Source organism: Nocardia sp. CA-084685 (assembly GCF_050955785.1).
Taxonomy (GTDB): Bacteria; Actinomycetota; Actinomycetes; order Mycobacteriales; family Mycobacteriaceae; genus Nocardia.
On record NZ_CP192094.1, the window covers coordinates 4,693,676 to 4,715,511 of the forward strand.

Sequence of the window (21,836 nt, forward strand, 5' to 3'; positions counted from 1 at the left end):
GTTCTGGACCCCGTGCCGCAAAGCAGCACGCGCGGGTAACCGCTGGGCGGGCTAGCGGTTTCGGCGCGGCCAGGAGTGATCACCTCAGGAGTTGATCTGGCCGTGGACCCTGATCCGTGACGATGTCGGTACGAGGGGTTCCGGTAGTAATCGCACGTAAAACAACGACAATGGCTTGACCAGCAACGATGTCGTGTGTCGGTTCGGGCTGCGGGTGTGCTCGGCTGGTGGTTGGCTTGGCCGCCGATGAGGTTGGCTCTTCTGACCTGGAAGCGCGCACCGATGGGCTCGCGTAATCACCTGTCGCGAGGTCGGGGTGGCCAGGCTGATAGCGGGCCGCAGCGTCGAAGGCAAGCGCCGCTCACGGCATGCTCACAGAGAGCGTACGGCCGTGGGAGGCACTTTCCACGGCGTCCATATAGACCTGGGCGACATCGGCAACCGGGGTCCCCTCAGCCGGATCCATGCCCAGGCTGAGGAGGGTTTCGCGCACCCAGCCGGGGCTGACGGTATTCAGGCGAACGCCACGCGGCATCTCGGTCGCCGCGGCATGCACGAACGCCTCCAGGCCCGCGTTGACCAGATAGCCGAGTGAGCTCCCCAGGACGGGCTCGGCGAACCGACCACTGGTGAGCGTCACCGATCCACCGTCGCGGACGTGAGCGAGCGCTCGCCGGACCAGGCTCACCTGACCGAGGAGTTTTCCGTCGAGACCGCTCCAGAATTCCGTGTCCGACAAGGCATTCAGCGGTGTCAGACCCCCGCTCGCAGCACAGCACACCACCGCGTCCACGTCCCCGACCTCCGCGAACAGGGCGTCGATCGTCGCGGCATCTGCCATGTCCACCCGCACCGGTCCACGGCGTGACGCACGCACTACCTCATGGCGCGCCGCCAAGCCGTCGGCGACGGCGCTGCCGATGGTCCCCGTCGCACCGATCACAAGAATCTTCATCGCGTGTCCTTTCATCTGGTCCGGATCGTGGCTGGTCTGCCAGAAACCAGCCTGCAACGATTGACATGCCGGACCCAGCCCCTTGCCGGATGTACACCTGCGGTGACTACACCTGGCAGGTGCAGGCTCGACGGCTGCAGATCCGCGACACTGGTACGCATGAGCGCACACACGGAGCTGGGCGAGTTCCTGCGGTCGCGGCGGGCACGGCTCCAGCCGGACGACGCCGGGCTTCCTACCTACGGCGGACGCCGCCGGGTGCCTGGCCTGCGCCGAGAGGAGCTTGCTCAGCTCGCCGGGGTGAGCGCCGGCTACTACACCCGTCTCGAACAGGGGCAAAGCCCCAATGCCTCGGACGCCGTTCTCGACGCCGTCGCCCGCGTCCTGGGTTTGGACGAGGCCGAGCGTGCTCACCTGTACTCCCTGGCCCGGCCGAAGCCGAAGACCCGCCGCCGGACCCTCGAGCCCGAGCAGGTGCGGCCGGGGGTAAGGCTCATGATCGAGTCGTTCGGGGACGTGCCCGCCCTGGTCATGGGGCGCTTCGTCGATGTCCTAGCGTGGAACCCGATGGCACACGCTCTGCTGGCTGGTCACCTCGACTTCGACGCGCCGAACCGCCCCGGCGACCGCCCCAACATCGCCCGCATGGTGTTCCTCGACCCCCACACGCGTGAACTCTATGACGACTGGCCCCGCAAGACCCGGTCCACCGTCGCCGACCTGCGACTGATCGCCGGACAGCACCCCGACGCCCCCGCTCTGAGCAACCTGATCGGCGAACTATCACTCGGAAGCCCCGAGTTCGCGAAACTGTGGGCCGCGCACACGGTGGGTGACTGCGGTGGCCCCACCCGCACCTACCACCATCCCACCGTAGGCACCATCGCGCTCATGACCGAGTTCATGACCCTCCCGAACGACAAGGGGCAACGTGTGGCCGTGTTCAATGCCGAACCAGACTCACCCTCCGAAGCCGCCCTACGAATCCTTTCCGATCTGACCGCCACCACTACGCCGATCGGCAGGCCATCGGATATCCCGGCGGACCGCATTCCTGCCCGACGCGGCTGAACCAATCCACTGGGCCCCTCGCCCTACGGGGGCTGCACTGTTCCGTAAGCCGATCGGCCGCGCTGTGCCACGCGAACGGATCTTCATCCACAAGGGGTCCTCCGGCACCACCCGCTCAGGCGTGGATGTGCAAGGCCGAAACCGCTGTGGCCCGCCGTTTCCAGTCCCTTACGCAGTCGCGCCGCGGGAATTTCGTAGTCACCGCCGTTCTGGCTGCGGTACGGGAAAGGATCGGTGTCTTCGAGCCAATGTGATCAAGGGCGATGAGGCAGACTGCGGAGCTCGAGCGTGTTCGTGGCCGCCGGTGCAGTTGAGCGTTGAAAGGCGGCGCAGGGATTCCGGCGCTCGTCGACCGGGTGATTCCTGACTGTTGCAGACGCTCGGCTACCGCACGAATGAAGTCCTACCGCAACAATATTCGCTCCGCCAACCGAGGCCACCGGTCCGTGGTCGTGCGGATCGGTGGCTTCGGGCTGGGCCTGCTTTCAGGTGGCCGCGTCACCGGGTGACGAACTGGTGCTCCGCGGCGCCGGTTGCCACGAGGTGGCGGCGACGGCTCGGCAGCATCATGGTCGGGTGCGCGACGCTCCACGCCGTGGACGCGCAGATGAGCTCCTTGATGCGAGCGCCCGTACGCCCCGTGATCACCGTGGACGTGGGCTGATCGTCGGGGGTCACCTTCTGCACGATGCCATCGCGACGCCCGAGGCTGATGCACTGGCTGGCGTAACCGATCGGGGCGTCGGGAACCTTGCGGCCGGTCAAGCGAGCGGCGATGGCATCGGCACCCTGCCACGCCATCGGGGTCGCAGTGGCGCAACCCATCCGCAGTGGTTTGCCACCAACCCCTTCGGCGTACGCGGCGTCGCCGACGGCGTACACATCGGGGTGCGAGACCGAGCGGAGAGTGGCGTCGACGACGATCCGCCCGGAATCCGACACCGCCAGTGTGGTCGCGGCCGCGATCGGGTGCACCGTGAAACCGGCTGTCCAGATGGTCATTTGGGCCGGGATCTGTGCGCCCGCACCGGTGACCACGCCGTTCGCCGTGACATGGGTGACGTCGGTGTGTTCGCAGACGGTGATGCCGAACCGCTCGAAAGCTGCGCGCAGGTGGCGCTGCGCCTTCTCCTCCAGCCAATCGCCGACACCGCCGCGCGCGGCGATCGCGACCGCGAGGTCCGGACGGGCCTCAGCGATCTCGGCGGCCACTTCGATGCTGGTCAGACCGCCGCCCACGATCAGCACGGTCTGACCCGGTCCCAATTCGTTCAGGCGCGCCCGCAGCCGCAGCGCGGCCTGCTTCCCGGCGACGTTGTAGGCGTACTCGGCCACGCCAGGGATGCCGTAATCGGCGGCGGTGCTGCCGAGGGCGTAGACGAGGGTGTCGTAGCCGAGAGTCTCGACCTCGCCGCTGAGCTCGACGCTCTTGTGGTCCACATCGACCGCGGTGACCCGCGCGATCCGGACCTGCACACCGGTGCCCGCGAATACCTCGCGGAGTGGACGAACGGGCAGATCCTGCCCGCTGGCGAGCTGGTGCATGCGCACCCGTTCGACGAATTCGGGGTCGGCGTTGACCAGGGTGATCTCGACGTCGTCGCGGTGCAGCCGCTTGGCGAGGCGTCCGGCGGTGATGGCTCCGGCGTATCCGGCTCCGAGGACGACGATGCGGTGCTTCATGGTCTTGCTCCTGTCTGGATGGGTTCGCTTCCTGAACCGGACAGCGCCGCGAATGCTGACAGGAATGGACTGTGATGTGGGTCACCAGGATTCGATGACGGGTGCTCCGTGTTCCGAACTCGCCCACCCGCGGTTGGCGCGCTCGAGCTTTTCGGGATTGACCTGGGCGTGGATGGCTGCGATGCCGTCGGAGGTCACCTCGAGGCACACGATGCCGACGACCCGGTCACCGACCACCACCACCAGCGCGGGGCCGCCATTGGCGACCGCAGAAAATATGGCGGGGCTGCCGCCCAGCATGTTCCGCTTGCCGTCGGTCGGTTTGATGGCCAGACGCAGGAACCGTACGACGCGCAGCGCACCGATGAGCGGCCGGTTGAGGGTCGGGAAGAAGGCGCCGCCGTCGCCGATGCTGATGGCGTCATCGGTCAGCAGGCCGATCAGTGTCTCGGTTCGACCGCTGACCGCCGCGGCGAGGAACTCCTCGACGATCTTGCGGGCGGCGGTCTCGTCGACCTGCACGCGCACCCGGTCGGTGGCCAGATGCTGTTTGGCCCGCCGATAGATCTGCTGGCAGTTCGACTCGGTGATGTCGAGCATCTCGGCAATCTCGTTGTGCGCGTATCCGAAGGCCTCCCGCAGCACGTACACCACGCGCTCTTTGGGCGCGAGCCGCTCCATCAGCGTGAGCATCGCGATCGATATCGATTCACGCTGCTCGACGGTATCGGCCGGGCCGAGCATCCGGTCCCCGGCCAAGACGGGTTCGGGCAACCATTGGCCGACATAGGTCTCCCGCCTGGCCCGCGCCGAGGTGAGCTGATTGAGGCACAGGTTGGTGAGCACCTTGGTCAGCCACGCCTCGGGCGTCTCGATATGGTCCCGGTCGGCGCCCTGCCACCGCAGAAACGCCTCCTGGACCGCGTCCTCGGCGTCACCGGCCGATCCGAGCAGTCGATAGGCGATCGCCTCCAGACGGCCCCTGCTGCTCTCGAACAGATCGACTTCGTACGTGCTGAGCGACATCCGCCCATGGTCGGGCATGTACGCGGCAGACGTCCAGTTTCCGGCCCGGTCAGGAAACGCTCACGCAGATAGGGAATGGTGGGACGGTGCCGAACATCAGTCTGGATCGGGTCAGCGTGAGCCACGGCGAAACGTCGATACTCACCGATATCTCCGTGACGTTTCCGGAAGGTCGGTGCACGGCGGTGGTCGGGCCCAGCGGCACCGGCAAGACCACCCTGCTGCGGCTGCTCAACCGGCTCGACGAACCCAATCGCGGCCGAATCCTGCTCGATGACACCCCGATCACCCAGTTCCCAGCACCGCAGCTGCGCCGCCGCATCGGATTGGTGCCACAGCGACCGACGCTGCTGACCGATACCGTCGCCGATGAGATCCGGGTCGGCCGTACCGATCTCACATCCGATCGCATCGATGCACTACTCGCCCGGGTCGGCTTACCCGACTTCCGTGATCGGCGCTGCCTCGAACTGTCCGGCGGTCAAGCGCAGCGGGTGTGCCTGGCGCGGGCGCTGGCCGTCGAACCCGAGGTGCTGTTGCTCGACGAACCGACCTCCGCCCTCGACACCGAATCCGCCGCCGCGGTCGCGACTCTCATTCGCGAGCACACCGCCTGCGGCGGCGGTGTCATCCTGGTCAGCCACGACACCGCATTCGTCACCGAAGTCGCCGACGACAGCTGGACACTGCGACACGGGCGCCTGTCCCCCGGTGACGAACGGAAACCACAGTGACAGAACAGCTTTCCGTACCCGGCTGGCCGGGTGTGGCGACCTCGCTGGTGCTCGTCGCACTCGCCGCCGCGATCGCCTACCGTCAGCGACTGCATCTGACCCGCGAGCTGCTCATCGCCGCCACCCGTGCCGTGGCCCAGTTGGTCGCGGTCGGCGCTGTTCTGCTGATCCTGTTCCGGCACACCGGATTACCGGGCGCGCTGGCCTGGGTTGTTCTCATGGTGCTGATCGCCGGACAGGTGGCCGGTCGACGTGGCGAAGGTGTACCGCGGGCACGCCGGGCCGCGACCATCGGAGTCGGCACCGGATCCGCCATCACTCTCGGCGCGCTCATTGTGCTCGGTGTGATCTCCACCCAGGCCCGGGTGGTTGTCCCAGTTGGCGGCATGATCGTCTCCGGCGCCATGCAGGCCACCGGTATCGCGCTGCGTCGACTGCACGAGGATACCCGCCATGCGCGTCCCGCCATCGAAGCCCGCCTGTGCCTGGGACTTTCGGCGCGCGAGGCGTTCCTGCCGCATCGCAGGTCGGCACTGCGCACCGCACTGATTCCGACGATCGACGCGACGAAGGTCGTCGGGCTGATCAGTCTGCCCGGCGCCATGACCGGCCTCATCCTCGCCGGTGTCGATCCCCTTACCGCCATTCGCTACCAGATCGTGGTCATGTACATGTTGCTCGCGGCCACCGCCCTTGCCGCGCTCACCGCGGCGCGTGTCGCGGAGTCCTACCTGTTCGACGACGCCCAGCGGCTGGTGCCACTGCCCGACTGACGCGCGTCGCGGCCGCTCACAAATCCCCGGAGAACGCATAGTCTTGATCGTCGAGAGCCGGGCCGGGTGAATGGGAGCGAGCGGGTGGGCGATGCGGTGGTCGCGGTACCGGAATCGGTACGCACCGAGTTGCGGCGCGGGGTGCGCAGTGTGCTGGTCGATGCCGCGGCGCTGCGGTTGGTGCGGGAGCGGTTCGATGATGATCAGGCCGGGGCGCTGCGGCGGTATCTGGAGGCGTCGCAGTCGGCGAATACGTTGCGGGCGTATCGAACCGATTGGATCGCGTGGGCGGGATGGTGTGCGACCGAGGCGCGACAGGCGCTGCCCGCGGATCCGCTCGATGTCGCGGTGTATCTGGCCGCGGCAGCGGATGCGTCGCGTCACAGTGACGACGGTTCGCAGCGGTGGGCGTTCAGTGCGGCCACCCTCGAACGCAAAGCGGCGGCCATCGCGGCGGTGCACGCAGCCAACGGATTACCCTCGCCCACACGGTCGGATGTCGTTCGACTGACCTTGCGCGGTATCCGCCGGACCCGTCGCACGCAGCCCAAACGTAAACGCCCCGTACTGTTGCACACCCTCGAACAACTGCTCGCCGGACTGCCGGAGCCGCAATGGCCGACCGAGCCCGCACGCCGCCGCGACGCGCTGGCATTGCTCGTCGGATTCGCGGGCGCGTTGCGCCGCAGCGAACTTGCCGGATTGCGGATCACCGATGTGCGAGTCGATCTCGACCACGGCACCGGTGAACCGCTGCTGCTCGTGCAACTTCCGACCACCAAAACCGACCCCACCGGCATCGCCGAACAGCGCGTCGCACTGCCCCGCGGCCACCGCCCGCACACCTGCCCGGTGTGCGCCTTCGCCGATTGGATCCAGTTGCTCGAGGCTCACCGCGCCCGCGGTGATGTGCGTGCCTGGCTCGCCAACGCAGCGTCGTCGTCTCCGGACATCCACCGCTGCCACGGCTTCCAGGGAACTGCACTCGCCGAGAACGACGCCCTCCCACTGTTTCCCACCATCACCCGCCACGGCGCCATCGGCACCGAGGCCATGTCCGGTCGCGCCATCGCCGAACTCGTCAAACGCTATGCCGCACGCGCCGGACTCGATCCGGACCTCTTCTCCGGACACTCCCTGCGCGCCGGATTCGCCACCCAAGCCGCCCTCGGCGGGGCCAGCGACCGCGAAATCATGCGCCAGGGCCGCTGGTCCAACCCGCGCACCGTGCACAACTACATTCGCACCGCGAACCCGCTGGAAGACAACGCCGTCACCAAACTCGGCCTCTGATGCTGGTCGCGGGACGCGACGATGGGATGCGCATCAGGAATGTCATTCGCTGACGAGCGTGAAGGCGAAGATAGCGCCGATCACGCGGACGCTGCCGAACCCGTCGAATATCAGCGAGGTTCGGCAGGTCGTCGAGCGGCGGGCGGTTGGTCCTCACCCACGAGCGCACCAGCTCGGTTCCTCACCGCCACCGATACCGACTCGATCACCATGGCGACGACTAGGCTGGTACGGTGACGCCTTTCGCTGTGGGTCGGACGATTCTGGTGCGGGACATGATCTTTGGGCGGCCGTTCACCGAGTGGCCGCAGCGGGTGGTGGCCGATCACGGGGACGAGTTGCGGGTGTTGTTGACGCCGGGGACCGAGGGAGCGGGGCCGCAGTTGTGGATCAGGTCCATGCTGGAACGCGATCGGGCGGCGCGGGGGCGGTTGTTGGAGTCGTACGCGCGGCGGGAGTGGGAGATGGGCAGGTGGGTGTGGCAGCGGACCACGCGGGTGGCGATCATGTACGCGAAACGCTATTTCGCGATTGTCCCGACGTGGGATGAACACGGCGAATTCCTGTGGTGGTACGTCAATTTCCAGTTGCCGTTCACCCGGACCACCGACGGTGTCGACACCAGCGACCTGCACCTGGATCTCATTGTCGAACCGGATCTGAGCTACCGCTGGAAGGATGAGGACGAATACGCACTCGCCATTCGGCTCGGGCTGGTGCCCGAGCACTGGCAGCACGCGATCGAGGGCGCGTGCGAAGAGGCACTGGACCTGGTTGCGCGTCGTGCTGGACCCTTCGCCGAGGATTGGCGCACGATTCCGGGGTAGGTCAGTCCTGGATGCGTCGCCAGGGGCGTTCGGATTCGAGGGCGAAGGCGATTTCGAGGAGGGTGCGTTCGTCGCCGTGCGCGGCGGAGAATTGCATGCCGACCGGGAGGCCGTCGCTGCAAGCACCCATGGGAAGCGAGATCGCGGGCGTGCCTGCGACATTGTTCAACGGCGTGAAGGCGACCCAGGAGATCAAGCGTGCGAAGAGCTCGTCGAAGGGGACGGTCGGGCTCAGATGGCCGAGTCGCGGAGTGGTGTGAACCAGAACCGGCGAGAGGATCAGTTCGTGGTCGCCGAACATGCCCGCGTAGGCGCGACGCACTTGCGACAGGCGATAGAGGATGGCCGGTGTGCGGGCGATGGACTTGCGATACAGCGCTGCGAGTCCGTGGGTGAACGCATCCAGATCGCCCGGCCGGAACCGCGGATCGATCGCGAGTTTCCCGCCCGCCTCGATCAGGAATGCCAAAAGTCCCCAGTAGGTGATGAAGTCGTCGACAAAGCGTTGCGAAACCGGCAAGGTGATCGGAACTACCTCATGTCCCATCTTCTCCAGCAGCGCGACGGTGTCGTCGAGCACAGCGCGGGTCTGCGGGCAGGTTCGGGTACCGGTGATGGACTCGGCGATCACCCCGATCCGCAACCGCCGCCGCGCCGGTCCCTGCACCAGACCGACCGGCGGCAACTTCGGATTGCGCCAATGCCGTTCGGCCGCAGCGAAATACGTCGCGGTATCGCGCACCGAGCGGGTCAGCACACCTTCGGAGACCAGATTGATCGGCATCGAGCGCGCCTGCGGACCATCGATATGCCGCCCTCGGCTCGGCTTCAACCCGACCAGACCGCAGCACGCGGCCGGAATCCGAATCGATCCGCCGCCGTCATTGCCGTGCGCTATCGGCACCACACCCGCGGCAACCAGCGCGGCCGCACCACCCGATGACGCACCTGGCGAATAGTCGGTATGCCACGGATTGCGCGTCGGTTCGGCCGCGGCGAATTCGGTACTCGCGTTCAACCCGAACTCCGGTAATCGACTCTTGCCCAGCACCGACATCCCGGTGCTCAGAAACTGTTTCGCATACGGCCCGTCCTCGGCGACGGGCCGACCAGTGAACGCCGCGGTGCCGTGATTTGTCGGCAGCCCCCGCACATCGGTGTTGTCCTTGACATATGTCGGCACACCGAACAGCGGCGCATCCGGATCACCCGCCGACAGCGCGGATTCCGCCGAAACCACCAGGGCGCGCAATGTGGGATCGACCTGCGCGGCCCGCGCCCGCGCCGCCTCGGCGACCTCGGCCGCGCCGATCTCCCCTCGACGCACCAGTTTCGCAATCGTCACCGCATCGTGGTCGGCGAGCACGTCGTCGCTGAAGGCATGGAACCGCATATCGGAATTCTGCGCGCTGCGATAGCGACCACGCACCGTTTTGGACAAGCGTCCTGTCGACGGAGGCCGCCGACGGCGTCGGACGCCACCGGCAAGGCGGGTTCACCCGCTGCGGCATTGACCCCACCGGCACCGGCCCCACATCCGGGTACGCCGATCGTGCCTGCCGCGCCGTGAATTCAGTTGCGCCGTAATTCGAAAATGCGGAAAATCCGCCCGCCGGACAGCTCGCACTCCATTTCGTAACCCGGCCAGAACTCGACCGCCAGATCCCAGGCGCGTTTGCGGTCCATACCGGTGACCTCGCTGACGGTCACCTCGAACCGCTCACCCTCGAGCCTGACGATGGCGGTATCGGCCGCCCGCAGGTTCGCCGACCACGCCGGATGCTTGGGGCTGCCCCAGTTGGAGCCCACGAGCAGCAGATCCGCACCGCGCGGCACATACAGCAGCGATGTGGTGCGCGGGATCCCGGTTTTGCGTCCCACGACGGTCAGCTCGATCGACGGCAAACCCGCCAGATCGAGCACACCGCGCCGACCTCGGCTGACCCACCGCACGAACTTTTCCAGCCGCAGCACTATCGGCGCCGTGCGCATGACCCAGCGTTTCTGCGCGATCCGGCGAGCTATCGCGGGCAACGGATTCGACACCATAATTCGAAATCCTGACAGAAATCACGCATTCGACCACAGCTGAGAACGCCCGTTGAGACCAGCCTCACCCGCGTCATCACGAAACCCGCTCGGCCATGGCCGGGGGCCGAACAACGGCCACATCCGGTAGCGCACCCTCGTAGAGCTCGATCTCGACCAGCGCCAATTGTCCCGCACAGCTCTGACTCAACGTCGACGCCGGACGATCCGCGGTGAGCACATTCGGGTTGCCATGCCGACAGAAGCTGGGATCGGCCGGATCCGGGTCGTACCAGGCACCCGTGGACAACTGCGCGACCTGCGGACGGACCGCGTCATCGATGACCAGACCGGCCAAACAGCTGCCCCGATCGTTGAAGATCCGCACGATATCGCCATCTCCTAGACCTCGCGCCGCGGCATCATCGGGATGCAACCGCACCGGTTCCCGCCCAGCGATTTTCACCGACTGACTGTGCGCGCCGACATCGAGCTGGCTGTGCAGTTTCGTGCGCGGCTGATTCGCGATGAGCTGCAGCGGGAACCGCGTCGCGGCACCCAGCCACTCCCGCGGCTCCAACCACACCGGGTGACCAGGGGTATCGGCATATCCGAACCCATCGATCGTTTCGGAGAAGATCTCGATCTTGCCACTGGGGGTGGTGAGCGGAAAACGCTCCGGATCCGCACGAAAATCGGCGAACAGCACCTGATCCGGGTCGGGCGGCGCGACCGTGAACGACTCGCTGTTCCAGAACTGCTCGAATTCCGGAACGGTCGGATCGTCGAGGCCAACGCGCCATTGCTCGTACAGGTGCCGCAACCACTCCTCGACGCTGCGCCCCTCGGTGAATTCCTTACCGACACCGATGTGTTCGGCCAATTCGGCGAAGATCGCGTAGTCGTCACGGGACGCACCGTGCGGCTGGGTGAGCGCCTTCATCGGGAAGAATTCGCGATCGTTGGGCCCGGAGCCGAAGTCGTCGCGTTCGATGCTCATCGTCGCCGGGAGGACGATATCGGCATGGCGCGCGGTCGCGGTCCAGAACGCATCGTGCACGACCACCGTCTGCGGCCGGGTGAACGCCGTATGCAGCCGGGCCAGATCCTGGTGGTGGTGAAACGGATTCCCGCCGCACCAGTACACCAATTTGATATCCGGATACACCAACCGCATACCGTTGAAATCGAAGGGCTCCCCCGGATTCAGCAGCATATCGGCGATTCTGGCAACCGGAATGAACGTCGAAACCCCGTTGCCGCCCTGCGCGAACCTCGGCACCGACTGCCCGCGCGCCGGATCACCGACATGCGCGCACGACCCGTAACTGTGCCCGAATCCCCCACCGGGCAGCCCGATCTGGCCCAGCATCGCCGCAAGCACCACCCCGAGCCACAGCGGCTGCACACCGTGCTCGGCACGTTGCAACGACCAGCTCACATTGACCATCGTGCGCGCGCCGGCCATCTCCCGCGCCAGCGACCGGATCCGCTCGGCCGACACCCCGGTGATGGCTTGCGCCCACTCGGGATCCTTGACAACACCATCGGTTTCGCCGCGCACGTAGCCGACGAACCGCTCGTATCCGACGGTGTAGCGATCCAGAAACTCCGTGTCCGCCAATCCATCCGCATCCAACACCTGGGCCAGCGCGAGCATCAGCGCTGTATCGCTACCGGGCCGCGGTGCGATCCACTCCGCCGCGGCCTCGGCCGGAATGTCATCGCGCAGTGGACTGATCGATACGAATCGGCACCCACGTGCCCGCGCGGCCGCGATCCAGGTCCTGGTGTTGTGCCGCGACACGCCACCGGGTGATACCGCGGAGTTCTTCGGCGACAGGCCACCGAAGGCCACCACCAACCGAGTGTGTTCGACGAGCACGCTCTTCGCGGTCGCGTGCCCCTCGAACAACCCCATCGAGCCGATCACGTGCGGCAACAGCACCTGCGATGTTCCGAGACTGTAGCTGTGCACACTCCGGACATAACCGCCGAGACAGTTCAGAAACCGATGCACCTGACTCTGCGCGTGATGGAACCGCCCCGCACTCGACCAACCGTAGGACCCGCCGTACACCGCCTCCGCGCCGTACTCGCCGTACACCCGGTTCAACTCGCCGGATACCAACTCCACCGCGGTTTCCCAGGACAGCGGGACAAACGGCTCAGCGCCGCGCCCCACCGCACCCGGACCGTGCTCCAACCAACCCTGTCGCACATACGGCTGATCGATTCGGGTCGGATGATGTTGTGCCGAAGCGACATTCTCGATCAATGCCGTCGGCTCCGGATCCCCGCGCCATGGACGCACCGCGGTCAACCGCTGTCCATCGCTGTCGGCTTCGAACACTCCCCAATGCGTCAGATGCGCGGCCATCACCCCACGGTAGCCCGGACCACCGACAGGTTCAGTTGTTATAAACGCCGCACTGGTCCGCGGCTTATGCCCGCTCAGCAATCTCAGAAACAGATGCTGACGCTGAAGAAGGGACCCAGCGGGACGTTGAAGCAGAAAACGACCGAACCGAACGCAGGTGTAACCGGTTCCGCCGATGCCGCCGGAGCGGCGAGAGCGCCAACAGATACGGTGATGGCGATCGCGGCGATCGCCGTGGCAATTCTGGTGATCATGACAACGTTTCCTGACTGATCGACGATGGATGCCCCCGACCAGAAATCGTTACCTCTCCGATCATCCGCCGATCCCATACCACACACAAGACCGCGCATCGACTCGTCGGGAAGGCGTCGGCGTGGTGTTTCGGCCGCACCGGGTTGATGTGCGGCCGGGGATGCACGCCCGACCGCACATCGAACCGTCTCAGGATTCGGATTCGATCGGCAGGCCTGCTTCGGTCCAGTCCTGGATGCCCGCGCGATAGGCGCGGACATTCGTATAACCGAGGCCGCGCAGTTTGACGGCGACGATCTCGCTGTTGCGGCAGGCGTTGTTGGAGCAGTAGGTCACGATGGGTGCGTGCTGGTCCGGAAGCAGCCGCGCGGCTCGCGATTCCACATCAGCTTCGACCAGTGGGAACGCGCCCGGCAGATGGGCCTTCTCGTAGTAGCCCGCACCGAGGGTGTCCAGGACCGTCACCGTACCGCCCGCTATCGCGGCGGCAAGTTCGTCACGGGTGATGACTGTGTTCATGAGATGTCCTTCCTGACAGTGCACAAATTTATGTGTGTGCGCACGCTATTATATATGTGCGGATGCACGCAAGTCGCTAGAATTGGCCCGTGACGCAATCGGAGATGCATCGCGCGGCGGCCAGCAGCGCATGGTCGGCACTGCTACGGGTGCACGCGAACCTCGTCCCCCGCTTGGATGCCGAGCTGCGCCGAGACTTCGGACTCCCGCTCGCGTGGTACGACGTGCTAGTCGAACTCGATGGCGTCGAACCGCTGCGCATGACCGATCTGGGCGAACGCGTCGTGCTCAGCCGCACCCGGGTCAGCAGGCTCGTCACCGACATGGCCGCCGCGGGTCTGGTCGCGCGCGAATCCAACCCCGACGACGGCAGATCCGCATTCGTCGCCATTACCGATGCCGGTCGCGAGCGGCTACACACGGCCGCGCCCGGCTACCTCGCGGGCATCGACCGATACTTCGCCGACAAGCTCGATCCGGATGAATTGCACGCGCTTGCCGCGACTCTCGGCAAAATTCTGGGCCCGACCGATCTCACGATCGGACCTCAGCGGACTTCATAGCCCGCAAGTCCGCATCGGCTGCCAGTCGGCACTTTCAAACACTTTGGCAGTCAATGCACTCCGCATCACATCTGGGCACGCGGCCACATCATTTCTGAAACACTAGCACTTCACACCCGTCTGTACCTTTGACTACAGGCACATCGAGCGTGCACCCCGGAAAGGATGCAGCCCCTTGGCGATCAGCGCGGCAGACCGACCAGCCCACCAATTTTCCCGCCCGCAAGGAGCGCGCTGATGTTCACGCGATGGGGGAATCTCGTCTATCGGCTGCGCTGGGCCGTACTCGCGATCGTGGTCGGCGCACTGCTAGCACTCGGTGCATACGGCTACGGACTCGAGGACCACCTCAGCTCCGGCGGTATGGACGATCCCACTTCCGAATCCGCACAGGCCGCACGCCTCGCCGACGCCGCCTACGGACGCAATCACGACTTCGACGTCGTCGTGCTCTACACCGCACCCGACGGAAAGACCGTCGACGACCCGGCATTCAGCCAGCCGATCATCGACAATCTCAACAGCCTGCCGCACAAGTATCCCAACGAGATCACCGGCGTCAACGCCTCCTACTGGCACGTCGACGGCACCAAGATCAGCGGCGCGAAGGGAGCCACCGAAGACAAGAAGCACGCCGTGGCAGCGATCGCCATCGCGGGCGACAACGACACCGACTCCGTACGCAACTTCCGGAAAGTCAAGGACGCCTTCGCCATACCCGGCATCGACGTACAGGTCAGCGGCCTGCAAGCGGTGGCGGGCACACTCAACGACACCATGGCCGACGATGTGCACCGCATGGAAGTCCTGGCCATCCCCGCCGTCGCGGTGCTGCTGTTCTTCATCTTCGGCGGCCTCGTCGCGGCCGCGCTGCCACTGCTCGTCGGCGGACTAACGGTAATCGGCGCATCCGGCATCATCATGTTCCTGACCCGCTTCACCGAGGTGAACTCCTTTGTCTCCTCGGTACTGTCGATGATCGGCCTCGGCCTGGCCATCGACTACGGCTTGTTCATCGTCAGCCGATTCCGCGAAGAACTCACCGCCGGCTACGACACCCGCGCCGCGGTGCGCCGAACCGTCGTCACCGCGGGACGCACCGTCGTGTTCTCCGCGACCATGATCATCGCGAGTCTCGGCAGCATGCTGCTGTTCCCCCAGGGCTTTCTCAAATCCATGGCCTATGGCGCCATCGCGACCGTCCTGCTGGCCGCCTTCACCGCCATTACCATTCTGCCTGCCAGCCTGGCCGCACTCGGTCCGCACGTGGATATGTTGGGGTTCAAGCGGTTCCGAAGAGCCAAGACCACCGCAGAAATCGAGGACGGATTCTGGGGCACGACCACCCGCTGGGTGATGCGGCGACCGCTCACCGTCGCGATCCCACTGATCATCGTGCTCTTCCTGCTGATCCTCCCGGTCAAAAGCCTCATCTTCGGCGGCTTCAGCGAGCGGTATCTGCCACCGGACAACCCGACTCGCGTCGCACAAGAACAGATCGACACCTTCTTCCCACAGCGCCGATCCGATCCCATCGACCTGGTCTTCGTCGCCGATAACAGCACCCCGGTCGGCGAGGCCTGGCGCGCGGCCGGACACGCACCCGGGCTTGCCAGTCAGTTCGAAATGCCCTCGAAATCCTTGACCCAGGACAACGTCTACCGCTCCAAGGCAACACTGGTCAATCCCAACAAAGGCGGGGAAACCATCGAATACCTGCGCAAGATGGAACTTCCCGACGGCGTCAGCATGTACGTCGGCGGCATTCCGGCCATGCAGAAGGACAGCATCGACGCACTGCTCTACCGCATCCCGGTCATGATCGCCCTCGTGCTCTTCGTGACCACACTGCTGATGTTCCTCACCTTCGGTTCGCTGGTGCTGCCGATCAAGGCCGCACTGATGAGCGCGCTCGGCCTCGGCTCCACCCTCGGCATCCTGACCTGGATCTTCGTCGACGGCCACGCCGCAGAACTATTGAACTTCACCCCGCAGCCGATCCAGTCGAATGTCCTCGTACTGATCATCGCGATCGTCTACGGCCTATCCACCGACTACGAAGTCTTCTTGCTCTCCCGCATGGTCGAGGCCAGAGCCAAGGGCGCGAGTACCAGCGACGCGGTGCGTACCGGCACCGCGCACACCGGCCGCATCATCACCGCTGCTGCGCTGATCCTGCTGGTCGTGACCGGCGCATTCGCCTTCTCCGATCTGGTGATGATGCAGTACATCGCCTACGGCATGATCGCCGCACTGTTCATCGACGCGACCGTGCTGCGGATGCTGCTGGTACCGGCGGTCATGAAACTGCTCGGCGACGACTGCTGGTGGGCACCGGCCTGGATGAAGCGTATCCAGGAGAAAATCGGACTCGGCGAACCTATTCTGAACGATGAACACCCCGGCATCGAGGATATGCGCGACCCTACCGAGACCACGCCGACCACACTGCGGCTCCCCACCGTCACCGCTGGACGGTCGGACGGTTCGTAGTCGCCCCACCAAAGGGAACGCCGCGCGCCGCCTCGGGAGGTACGCTCACCGCCGGAAAGCCCGCGGACCCGATCGCCGAATCGGCGACCTGGTCAACCACCGGCCAACTGGACCGAAGGACGACCGCGATGTGCAGCTACCGTCTCGATGCCGAATATGCCGATCCGACACCATTGAAGGTGCGAATCGACACCCACGAGCGCCATTCGGAGCATCCCGACGACCCCACCGCGAATGTGCTCACCGCGCTCGAACTCACCGGAACCGAACATCTAGCCGATATCGGCTGCGGCGATGCTCGATTCCTCGCCCATCTCGCCGGCAACGGTCACCTGGGTCCGCTGGTCGGCATCGACATCTCCCCCGCGATGGTCGCGGCCGCCAACGCCGTCCCCGGGGTGCGCGGCGTATTCGGCAGCGCGGACCGAATCCCATTCGACGACAACAGCTTCGATGCGCTCACCGCTCGGCACATGCTCTACCACCTCGCGAATCCGGTCGCCGCGCTCAGGGAATTCCGGCGCACGACAAAGCCGGGCGGGACAGTTGCCGTGGTCGTCAATCATCCTCGAACCTACCCGTACACCACCGAACTCGTGGCCGCGCATGCCGCGACCTACGGCCTCGGCGTGGGCGATGCGATGACCGTAAACTCCGATACCTTGCCGGAGATGATGTCCGAGGTTTTCGGCGAGGTGCGGATCCAGCGATCGGATAACGCGCTCGTGTTCGACACCCCGGATCCGCTGGTGCGCTTCGCCGAGGCGCTGTTCACGTTCTACGGCGTCACGCCGAACCACCCGCGACGGCAAGCGATTCTGAACGATCTGCGCGAGGACGTCGAGGACTGGTTCACCCACCATCCAGGGCGGACGTGGCGCGATCCCAAGGGCTACATCGTCGCCACGGCCGTGGTCGATTTCCAGGGCAAAACACCTTCGGCATCGACATAACTTCAGGTTGGTCCATCGGCGCCGTGCGCACGATTATCTCCGCGCCCTGCTCGACCGGGTGCCAGTATTCCCGTTGAGATGATGTTTCAGGCGGTCGGCTGGTCGGTGGTGTCGCCAAGGAAGGCCGAGATGATCGGCAGGAGAAGTTCCGGGCGGTGGACGAGGCTGATGTGGGAGGTGCCGGGCAGGATGGCCAATTGCGCTTGGGGTAGCCCAGCAGGAGTGTCGCCCTGGATATCGCCGCCGAACGTGCGGAACATCTCGACGGCGTGGTCGAGGCGAACGACGTCGGAGTCGCCGATGACGGTCAGCGTGGGTGCGGTGGCGGCGCGCACGACGGCGACCGGGAAACGGGGCATCGCGTTGGTGTCGTGTTCGCGGATGCGGGCCACCAGTCGCTCGAAGTCCTGGGGGCGCGGCGCATTCTTCAGGTAGTCGGTGTGGAAAGTGGTGCCGTGCAGCATTTCCGGTTTCAGCTCGGCGATGCCGTCGAGCAGGCCGGGCCGGAGCCCGTGCTCGTCGAGACTGCCAGCAGCCAGGATCTGCTTGCGGACCTGCTCGGGGTGGGTGAGGGTGATCTGCAGGGCAATGCCCGCACCCATGCTGTAGCCGAACACGTCGGCGCGCTGCACACCGATCGAACGCAGCAGCGCGACAGTGTCCTCGGCCATCTTCTCCTCGCGCAGCGGGCGATCGATATCGGCGGTGTGCCCATGAGCCTGCTGCTCGATGGCAATGACCTGACGGGTCTTGGCCAGTTCGGGGATGAGTTGGCCGAAGTCGGTACCGATCCCGGACAGTGCTCCGTGCAACAGCACCAATGGTGGTGTGCTGGAGGGTGTTCCGCGGGTTTCGTAATACATGTGCAGGCCGTTGACGTCGGCATACGCGCCGGTGGCCGGTCTGGAGGGGGATGTGTCGGTGCCGGTGGCGCATCCGGTGAGGATCGCGGTCGCGGCCAGGGTGGTCGCCGTGGTGAGCAGTGCGGTGATCTTCACCGTGATTCTTCCTTCGAGGTCGGGTGGTCGTGCGGAGAGGGCAGCGGGTGCGCCCTCCCCGCGAGCGCTCAGACGGGTCCGGGTTTCAAAGTTCGGCCCGATGATCAGTGGATGACGTCGAAGACATTGAGCTGCAAGCCGTTCGCGTAGGCCTGGGATTCGACCAGCTGCAGTTTCTGGGTGTCCTTGTCGGTGGCGGAGAACAGTCGCTTGCCGGCGCCGAGCAGCAGCGGGAAGACGAGCAGGTGGTAGCGGTCGATCAGGCCGGCATCGGACAGGGCCTGGTTCAGGGCCGCGCTGCCGTGGACGATGATCGGTCCGCCCTCGGTCTGTTTGAGGGCGGCGACCTCGTCGACCGAGCGCAGGATCGAGGTTTCACCCCAGTTGGTGACCAGGTCGTCCTCGGTGAGAGTGGTCGAAACGACGTACTTGGGCATCTCCTTGTAGTCCGCGAAATCCGCCATGTCCGGCCACACAGGGCTGAACGCCTCGTAGCTGACCCGTCCCATCAGGATCGCGGTCGACTCCTTCTGCTCTCGGCCCTTGATCTCGAAGGCGTCGGGGACGAAGTCGATGTTCTTGAACGTCCATCCGGAGTTGCGGTAGCCGGGTTCGCCACCGGGAGCCTCCACGACGCCGTCGAGGGAAACGAAGGCGGAGCTGATCAAAGTGCGCATGTGGATCTCCTGTGCTGGTTGCGATTTCAAATCTGAACGCTGTACAGAAGAGAAGATACACGACTTCTGGACGATGTCCAGTTATGATCTGAACAACGTCCAGAACAGTCGTCGACCACGGGTAGGGAACTGAAATGAGTGACACTACGGCGAAACCGGCGCATCGAAGCACTTACCGCCACGGCGCATTGCGAGAAGCTCTGCTCGAGGCGGGAGTGGCGATGGCGCGCGAAGGCGGCGGGCCCCAGGCGATTGTCCTGCGCGAGGCATCACGCCGTGCGGGTGTCGCACCGAACGCGGCCTATACGCACTTCAAGGACCGAGAAGCATTGGTGCAGGCCGTCGCTCGGTACGCCCTGGCGCGGCTGGCCTCGACCATCACTGCCGAGCAGGACGCGATTCCGAACACCGAAGATTCCGCCGTCGCCGCCAGAGCGCGTTTCCGCGCCGTCGGCGCGGGCTACATCCGCTTCGCCCGCGAGGAACCCGGACTGTTCCGCACGGCATTCGCGACCCAGCACGATGTGTCCGCAGTCGCCGAACCCGCTGCTGCGGGCCCCACCGGTCGATCGGCGATCGAACTTCTCACCGAAGCTCTCAACGGCTTGGTCGAAGCCGGATTACTCCAGCCCGAAAGACGGTCTGGCGCAGAGTTTCTCGCCTGGCCCACCGTGCACGGACTGGCCTACCTCGCCGCCGACGGTCCGCTGCGCTTCCTCGAACCAGCCCAACTCGACGACCTCACCACCCAACTACTGGACATGCTCGACCGCGGAATCTGAACGACCCACCCGCAGCCAACTAACGCACCGGAGTCGGATAAGCGCTTCGGGCGTCCATGCTGGGCGGATGGACTTGTCGTTTCTTTGGTAGGTGATCCCAGGGTTTGTAGTGTTAGGGAGCTTATATAAATAGATGCGAATATCTCCATATCTAGATGTAACTCAGCCGTGAAAGCTTGATCTCCGTCACTTCGTCCCGCTCCCGTCGTGTCAGTGCGGATCTCGACATGAGTGAATCAAGCGATACCCCTGTGCCCCAGCTAGTTTCCGCACTCCCCCGCCCTGCACAACACCCCACTCCCCCGACGCAGGCTCTCCCGTCCCGGATGCGCCGGACCCCGGTCGATAACCGCATCCTCTCCGATAGAAGACGACCGACCAGTTACTCTCGTCGCGTGGTCTCGCCCGACCCGGCATGCGCCCGAGGTCCATGCGCGCCCGTCACCTTCGAGGAAGCAGGAGTTCGATGCGATCCCTGACCAGCCGCCGAATCTTGATAACACTGGTGACCAGCACCGCCGCGGTCATAGCAGGCGGTCCGATGCCCGCGATGGCACAGCCCGCACCGCCCGCACAGGTGCAGCCGCTCGGTTCGGACTTTCTCTGGGGAGTGGCCGCGTCGGGGTTTCAGTCCGAAGGCTATGCGCCGGATAGCAATTGGTCTCGATACGTGGCCGCGGGCAAGACGGACGACCCGTATCTGGAGTCCGTGGACTTCTACCATCGCTACCGGTCGGATATCGATCTAGCCGCGCAGCTGGGCGTCAAGGTCTATCGGATCGGGATCGAGTGGGCGCGTGTGCAGCCGCGGCCGGGTGAATGGGATGAGGCCGCACTTCGCTTCTACGACAATGTGATCGCCGCGACTACGGCGGCCGGGATGCGCCCGATGCTCACCATCGATCACTGGGTGTATCCGGGCTGGGAAGTCGATCGCGGCGGCTGGTCCGATCCGAATATCGTCGAGGACTGGCTCGCCAACGCACGCACCGTCGTCGACCGATACGCCCCGGCCGACCCGCTGTGGGTCACCTTCAACGAGCCCGCGGCCTACATGATGAACGAGATCTCGCACGGCGGCCTCTCCCCTGCCGCCATGCCGGTGATGCAGTACCGAATCGCCCAGGCGCACAATGCCATCTACGACTACATCCACTCCGTGCAGCCCGGCGCGATGGTCACCAGCAATGTCGCCTACATTCCGGCCGGTGAAGATGCGGTCAACGGCTCGTTCATCAATACGATCGCCGCGAAACTCGACTACATCGGCATCGATTACTACTACGGGGCCTCACCCGACAGCGTTACGAAGCTGAGCTTCAACCAGCTCTGGAACAACCCCTTGGAGCCGGAGGGCATTTACTATGCCCTGCAACACTATTCACGCAAGTTCCCGGGCCGCCCGCTCTACATCGTCGAGAACGGCATGCCGACCGAGAACGGAATACCCCGAGCCGATGGCTACACCCGCGCCGACGACCTCCGTGACACCGTCTACTGGCTGCAGCGCGCCAAGGCCGACGGCATGAATCTCATCGGCTACAACTACTGGAGCCTCACCGACAACTACGAATGGGGTTCTTACACACCACGTTTCGGTCTCTACACAGTAGATGTCCGCACCGACCCCACATTGACCCGCCAGCCAACCGACGCCGTACCGGCCTACACGGCCATCACCCACCGGGGCGGCGTCACCCCCGACTACCGCCCGACCAGAGCCCCCAAACCCTGCTCCTTCGTCGACGCCGCTGCCAGCTGCGCCGATCCGGTCACCGTCCCCCACTAACGAGACTCGGGGTCGGCACCCGGGGTGCCGACCCCAC

The 21,836-nt window shown here is 65.3% G+C and carries 20 protein-coding genes; 11 read left to right on the plus strand and 9 right to left on the minus strand.

Annotated elements, in window-relative coordinates; all coding sequences use genetic code 11:
* Nucleotides 1-361: 361 nt before the first annotated feature.
* The gene (locus ACQP2U_RS21295; RefSeq protein WP_433716269.1) at nt 362-955 is read right to left on the minus strand and encodes a short chain dehydrogenase; all 594 of its coding nucleotides are present in this window, start codon (nt 953-955) and stop codon (nt 362-364) included.
* Between the two features lie 159 nt (nt 956-1,114).
* Here ACQP2U_RS21295 and ACQP2U_RS21300 point away from each other — a divergent pair, with 159 nt between their 5' ends.
* The gene (locus ACQP2U_RS21300) at nt 1,115-2,026 is read left to right on the plus strand and encodes a helix-turn-helix transcriptional regulator (RefSeq protein WP_433716270.1); all 912 of its coding nucleotides are present in this window, start codon (nt 1,115-1,117) and stop codon (nt 2,024-2,026) included.
* A 498-nt stretch (nt 2,027-2,524) separates the two neighbouring features.
* Here ACQP2U_RS21300 and ACQP2U_RS21305 read toward each other — a convergent pair whose 3' ends face one another.
* Together ACQP2U_RS21305 and sigJ are read right to left on the minus strand one after the other, a co-directional pair.
* Entirely contained in the window at nt 2,525-3,709 is a 1,185-nt protein-coding gene (locus ACQP2U_RS21305; protein WP_433716271.1) for an NAD(P)/FAD-dependent oxidoreductase, read from the minus strand.
* Between the two features lie 81 nt (nt 3,710-3,790).
* Nucleotides 3,791-4,735, minus strand: coding sequence for an RNA polymerase sigma factor SigJ (gene sigJ, locus ACQP2U_RS21310; RefSeq protein ID WP_433716272.1), 945 nt, complete (start codon nt 4,733-4,735; stop codon nt 3,791-3,793).
* A gap of 86 nt (nt 4,736-4,821) precedes the next feature.
* Between sigJ and ACQP2U_RS21315 the strand changes: the two genes are divergently transcribed.
* The 4 genes from ACQP2U_RS21315 to ACQP2U_RS21330 all read left to right on the plus strand — a co-directional run bounded on the left by ACQP2U_RS21315 (nt 4,822) and on the right by ACQP2U_RS21330 (nt 8,362).
* The gene (locus tag ACQP2U_RS21315; protein ID WP_433716273.1) at nt 4,822-5,469 is read left to right on the plus strand and encodes an ABC transporter ATP-binding protein; all 648 of its coding nucleotides are present in this window, start codon (nt 4,822-4,824) and stop codon (nt 5,467-5,469) included.
* The gene (locus ACQP2U_RS21320; protein WP_433716274.1) at nt 5,466-6,242 is read left to right on the plus strand and encodes an ABC transporter permease; all 777 of its coding nucleotides are present in this window, start codon (nt 5,466-5,468) and stop codon (nt 6,240-6,242) included. The genes ACQP2U_RS21315 and ACQP2U_RS21320 overlap by 4 nt, the downstream gene beginning before the upstream one ends.
* A gap of 84 nt (nt 6,243-6,326) precedes the next feature.
* The gene (locus ACQP2U_RS21325; RefSeq protein WP_433716275.1) at nt 6,327-7,535 is read left to right on the plus strand and encodes a site-specific integrase; all 1,209 of its coding nucleotides are present in this window, start codon (nt 6,327-6,329) and stop codon (nt 7,533-7,535) included.
* A 233-nt stretch (nt 7,536-7,768) separates the two neighbouring features.
* Nucleotides 7,769-8,362 carry a DUF402 domain-containing protein gene (locus ACQP2U_RS21330; RefSeq protein ID WP_433716276.1) on the plus strand — a complete coding sequence of 198 codons (594 nt, stop codon included), beginning with the start codon at nt 7,769-7,771 and terminating at the stop codon, nt 8,360-8,362.
* A 1-nt stretch (nt 8,363) separates the two neighbouring features.
* On the opposite strand, the gene ACQP2U_RS21335 is transcribed toward ACQP2U_RS21330, so the two are convergent.
* The 3 genes from ACQP2U_RS21335 to ACQP2U_RS21345 form a co-directional block, all read right to left on the minus strand.
* The gene (locus ACQP2U_RS21335; RefSeq protein WP_433716277.1) at nt 8,364-9,755 is read right to left on the minus strand and encodes an amidase; all 1,392 of its coding nucleotides are present in this window, start codon (nt 9,753-9,755) and stop codon (nt 8,364-8,366) included.
* Between the two features lie 179 nt (nt 9,756-9,934).
* Nucleotides 9,935-10,411: a nitroreductase family deazaflavin-dependent oxidoreductase gene (locus ACQP2U_RS21340; RefSeq protein WP_433716278.1), complete on the minus strand. Its 477-nt coding sequence runs from the start codon at nt 10,409-10,411 to the stop codon at nt 9,935-9,937.
* 76 nt (nt 10,412-10,487) lie between these two features.
* A complete protein-coding gene (locus tag ACQP2U_RS21345; protein ID WP_433716279.1) occupies nt 10,488-12,770 on the minus strand; it encodes a molybdopterin guanine dinucleotide-containing S/N-oxide reductase in 2,283 nt (760 codons plus the stop codon).
* 93 nt (nt 12,771-12,863) lie between these two features.
* Here ACQP2U_RS21345 and ACQP2U_RS21350 point away from each other — a divergent pair, with 93 nt between their 5' ends.
* The gene (locus ACQP2U_RS21350) at nt 12,864-13,043 is read left to right on the plus strand and encodes a hypothetical protein (RefSeq protein ID WP_433716280.1); all 180 of its coding nucleotides are present in this window, start codon (nt 12,864-12,866) and stop codon (nt 13,041-13,043) included.
* Nucleotides 13,044-13,214: 171 nt separating this feature from the next.
* Here the strand turns inward: ACQP2U_RS21350 and ACQP2U_RS21355 are convergent, their stop codons facing one another.
* A complete protein-coding gene (locus ACQP2U_RS21355) occupies nt 13,215-13,544 on the minus strand; it encodes a rhodanese-like domain-containing protein (protein ID WP_433716281.1) in 330 nt (109 codons plus the stop codon).
* A gap of 89 nt (nt 13,545-13,633) precedes the next feature.
* Here ACQP2U_RS21355 and ACQP2U_RS21360 point away from each other — a divergent pair, with 89 nt between their 5' ends.
* The 3 genes from ACQP2U_RS21360 (at nt 13,634) to ACQP2U_RS21370 (ending at nt 17,553) form a co-directional block, all read left to right on the plus strand.
* Nucleotides 13,634-14,107, plus strand: coding sequence for a MarR family winged helix-turn-helix transcriptional regulator (locus ACQP2U_RS21360; RefSeq protein WP_433716282.1), 474 nt, complete (start codon nt 13,634-13,636; stop codon nt 14,105-14,107).
* A gap of 237 nt (nt 14,108-14,344) precedes the next feature.
* Nucleotides 14,345-16,600, plus strand: coding sequence for an MMPL family transporter (locus ACQP2U_RS21365; RefSeq protein WP_433716283.1), 2,256 nt, complete (start codon nt 14,345-14,347; stop codon nt 16,598-16,600).
* 128 nt (nt 16,601-16,728) lie between these two features.
* Nucleotides 16,729-17,553 (plus strand): class I SAM-dependent methyltransferase, encoded by an 825-nt coding sequence (locus ACQP2U_RS21370; RefSeq protein ID WP_433716284.1) that lies wholly within the window; start codon nt 16,729-16,731, stop codon nt 17,551-17,553.
* Nucleotides 17,554-17,639: 86 nt separating this feature from the next.
* Here the strand turns inward: ACQP2U_RS21370 and ACQP2U_RS21375 are convergent, their stop codons facing one another.
* Nucleotides 17,640-18,551, minus strand: coding sequence for an alpha/beta fold hydrolase (locus ACQP2U_RS21375; protein WP_433716285.1), 912 nt, complete (start codon nt 18,549-18,551; stop codon nt 17,640-17,642).
* A 104-nt stretch (nt 18,552-18,655) separates the two neighbouring features.
* On the minus strand, nt 18,656-19,228 hold the full coding sequence (locus ACQP2U_RS21380) for a dihydrofolate reductase family protein (protein WP_433716286.1): 573 nt from the start codon (nt 19,226-19,228) through the stop codon (nt 18,656-18,658).
* 134 nt (nt 19,229-19,362) lie between these two features.
* Here ACQP2U_RS21380 and ACQP2U_RS21385 point away from each other — a divergent pair, with 134 nt between their 5' ends.
* Both ACQP2U_RS21385 and ACQP2U_RS21390 read left to right on the plus strand, forming a co-directional pair.
* The gene (locus ACQP2U_RS21385) at nt 19,363-20,010 is read left to right on the plus strand and encodes a TetR/AcrR family transcriptional regulator (RefSeq protein WP_433716287.1); all 648 of its coding nucleotides are present in this window, start codon (nt 19,363-19,365) and stop codon (nt 20,008-20,010) included.
* Between the two features lie 466 nt (nt 20,011-20,476).
* Nucleotides 20,477-21,799 carry a family 1 glycosylhydrolase gene (locus ACQP2U_RS21390; RefSeq protein WP_433716288.1) on the plus strand — a complete coding sequence of 441 codons (1,323 nt, stop codon included), beginning with the start codon at nt 20,477-20,479 and terminating at the stop codon, nt 21,797-21,799.
* Nucleotides 21,800-21,836 lie beyond the last annotated feature (37 nt).

Coding starts and splice junctions, on each gene's coding strand:
- ACQP2U_RS21340 (WP_433716278.1), bottom strand. CDS start 10,411: ATGGTGTCGAATCCGTTGCCCGCGATAGCTCGCCGGATCGCGCAGAAA.
- ACQP2U_RS21370 (WP_433716284.1), top strand. CDS start 16,729: ATGTGCAGCTACCGTCTCGATGCCGAATATGCCGATCCGACACCATTG.
- sigJ (WP_433716272.1), bottom strand. CDS start 4,735: ATGTCGCTCAGCACGTACGAAGTCGATCTGTTCGAGAGCAGCAGGGGC.
- ACQP2U_RS21390 (WP_433716288.1), top strand. CDS start 20,477: ATGCGATCCCTGACCAGCCGCCGAATCTTGATAACACTGGTGACCAGC.
- ACQP2U_RS21365 (WP_433716283.1), top strand. CDS start 14,345: ATGTTCACGCGATGGGGGAATCTCGTCTATCGGCTGCGCTGGGCCGTA.
- ACQP2U_RS21355 (WP_433716281.1), bottom strand. CDS start 13,544: ATGAACACAGTCATCACCCGTGACGAACTTGCCGCCGCGATAGCGGGC.
- ACQP2U_RS21295 (WP_433716269.1), bottom strand. CDS start 955: ATGAAGATTCTTGTGATCGGTGCGACGGGGACCATCGGCAGCGCCGTC.
- ACQP2U_RS21380 (WP_433716286.1), bottom strand. CDS start 19,228: ATGCGCACTTTGATCAGCTCCGCCTTCGTTTCCCTCGACGGCGTCGTG.
- ACQP2U_RS21345 (WP_433716279.1), bottom strand. CDS start 12,770: ATGGCCGCGCATCTGACGCATTGGGGAGTGTTCGAAGCCGACAGCGAT.
- ACQP2U_RS21300 (WP_433716270.1), top strand. CDS start 1,115: ATGAGCGCACACACGGAGCTGGGCGAGTTCCTGCGGTCGCGGCGGGCA.
- ACQP2U_RS21305 (WP_433716271.1), bottom strand. CDS start 3,709: ATGAAGCACCGCATCGTCGTCCTCGGAGCCGGATACGCCGGAGCCATC.
- ACQP2U_RS21335 (WP_433716277.1), bottom strand. CDS start 9,755: ATGCGGTTCCATGCCTTCAGCGACGACGTGCTCGCCGACCACGATGCG.
- ACQP2U_RS21350 (WP_433716280.1), top strand. CDS start 12,864: ATGCTGACGCTGAAGAAGGGACCCAGCGGGACGTTGAAGCAGAAAACG.
- ACQP2U_RS21385 (WP_433716287.1), top strand. CDS start 19,363: ATGAGTGACACTACGGCGAAACCGGCGCATCGAAGCACTTACCGCCAC.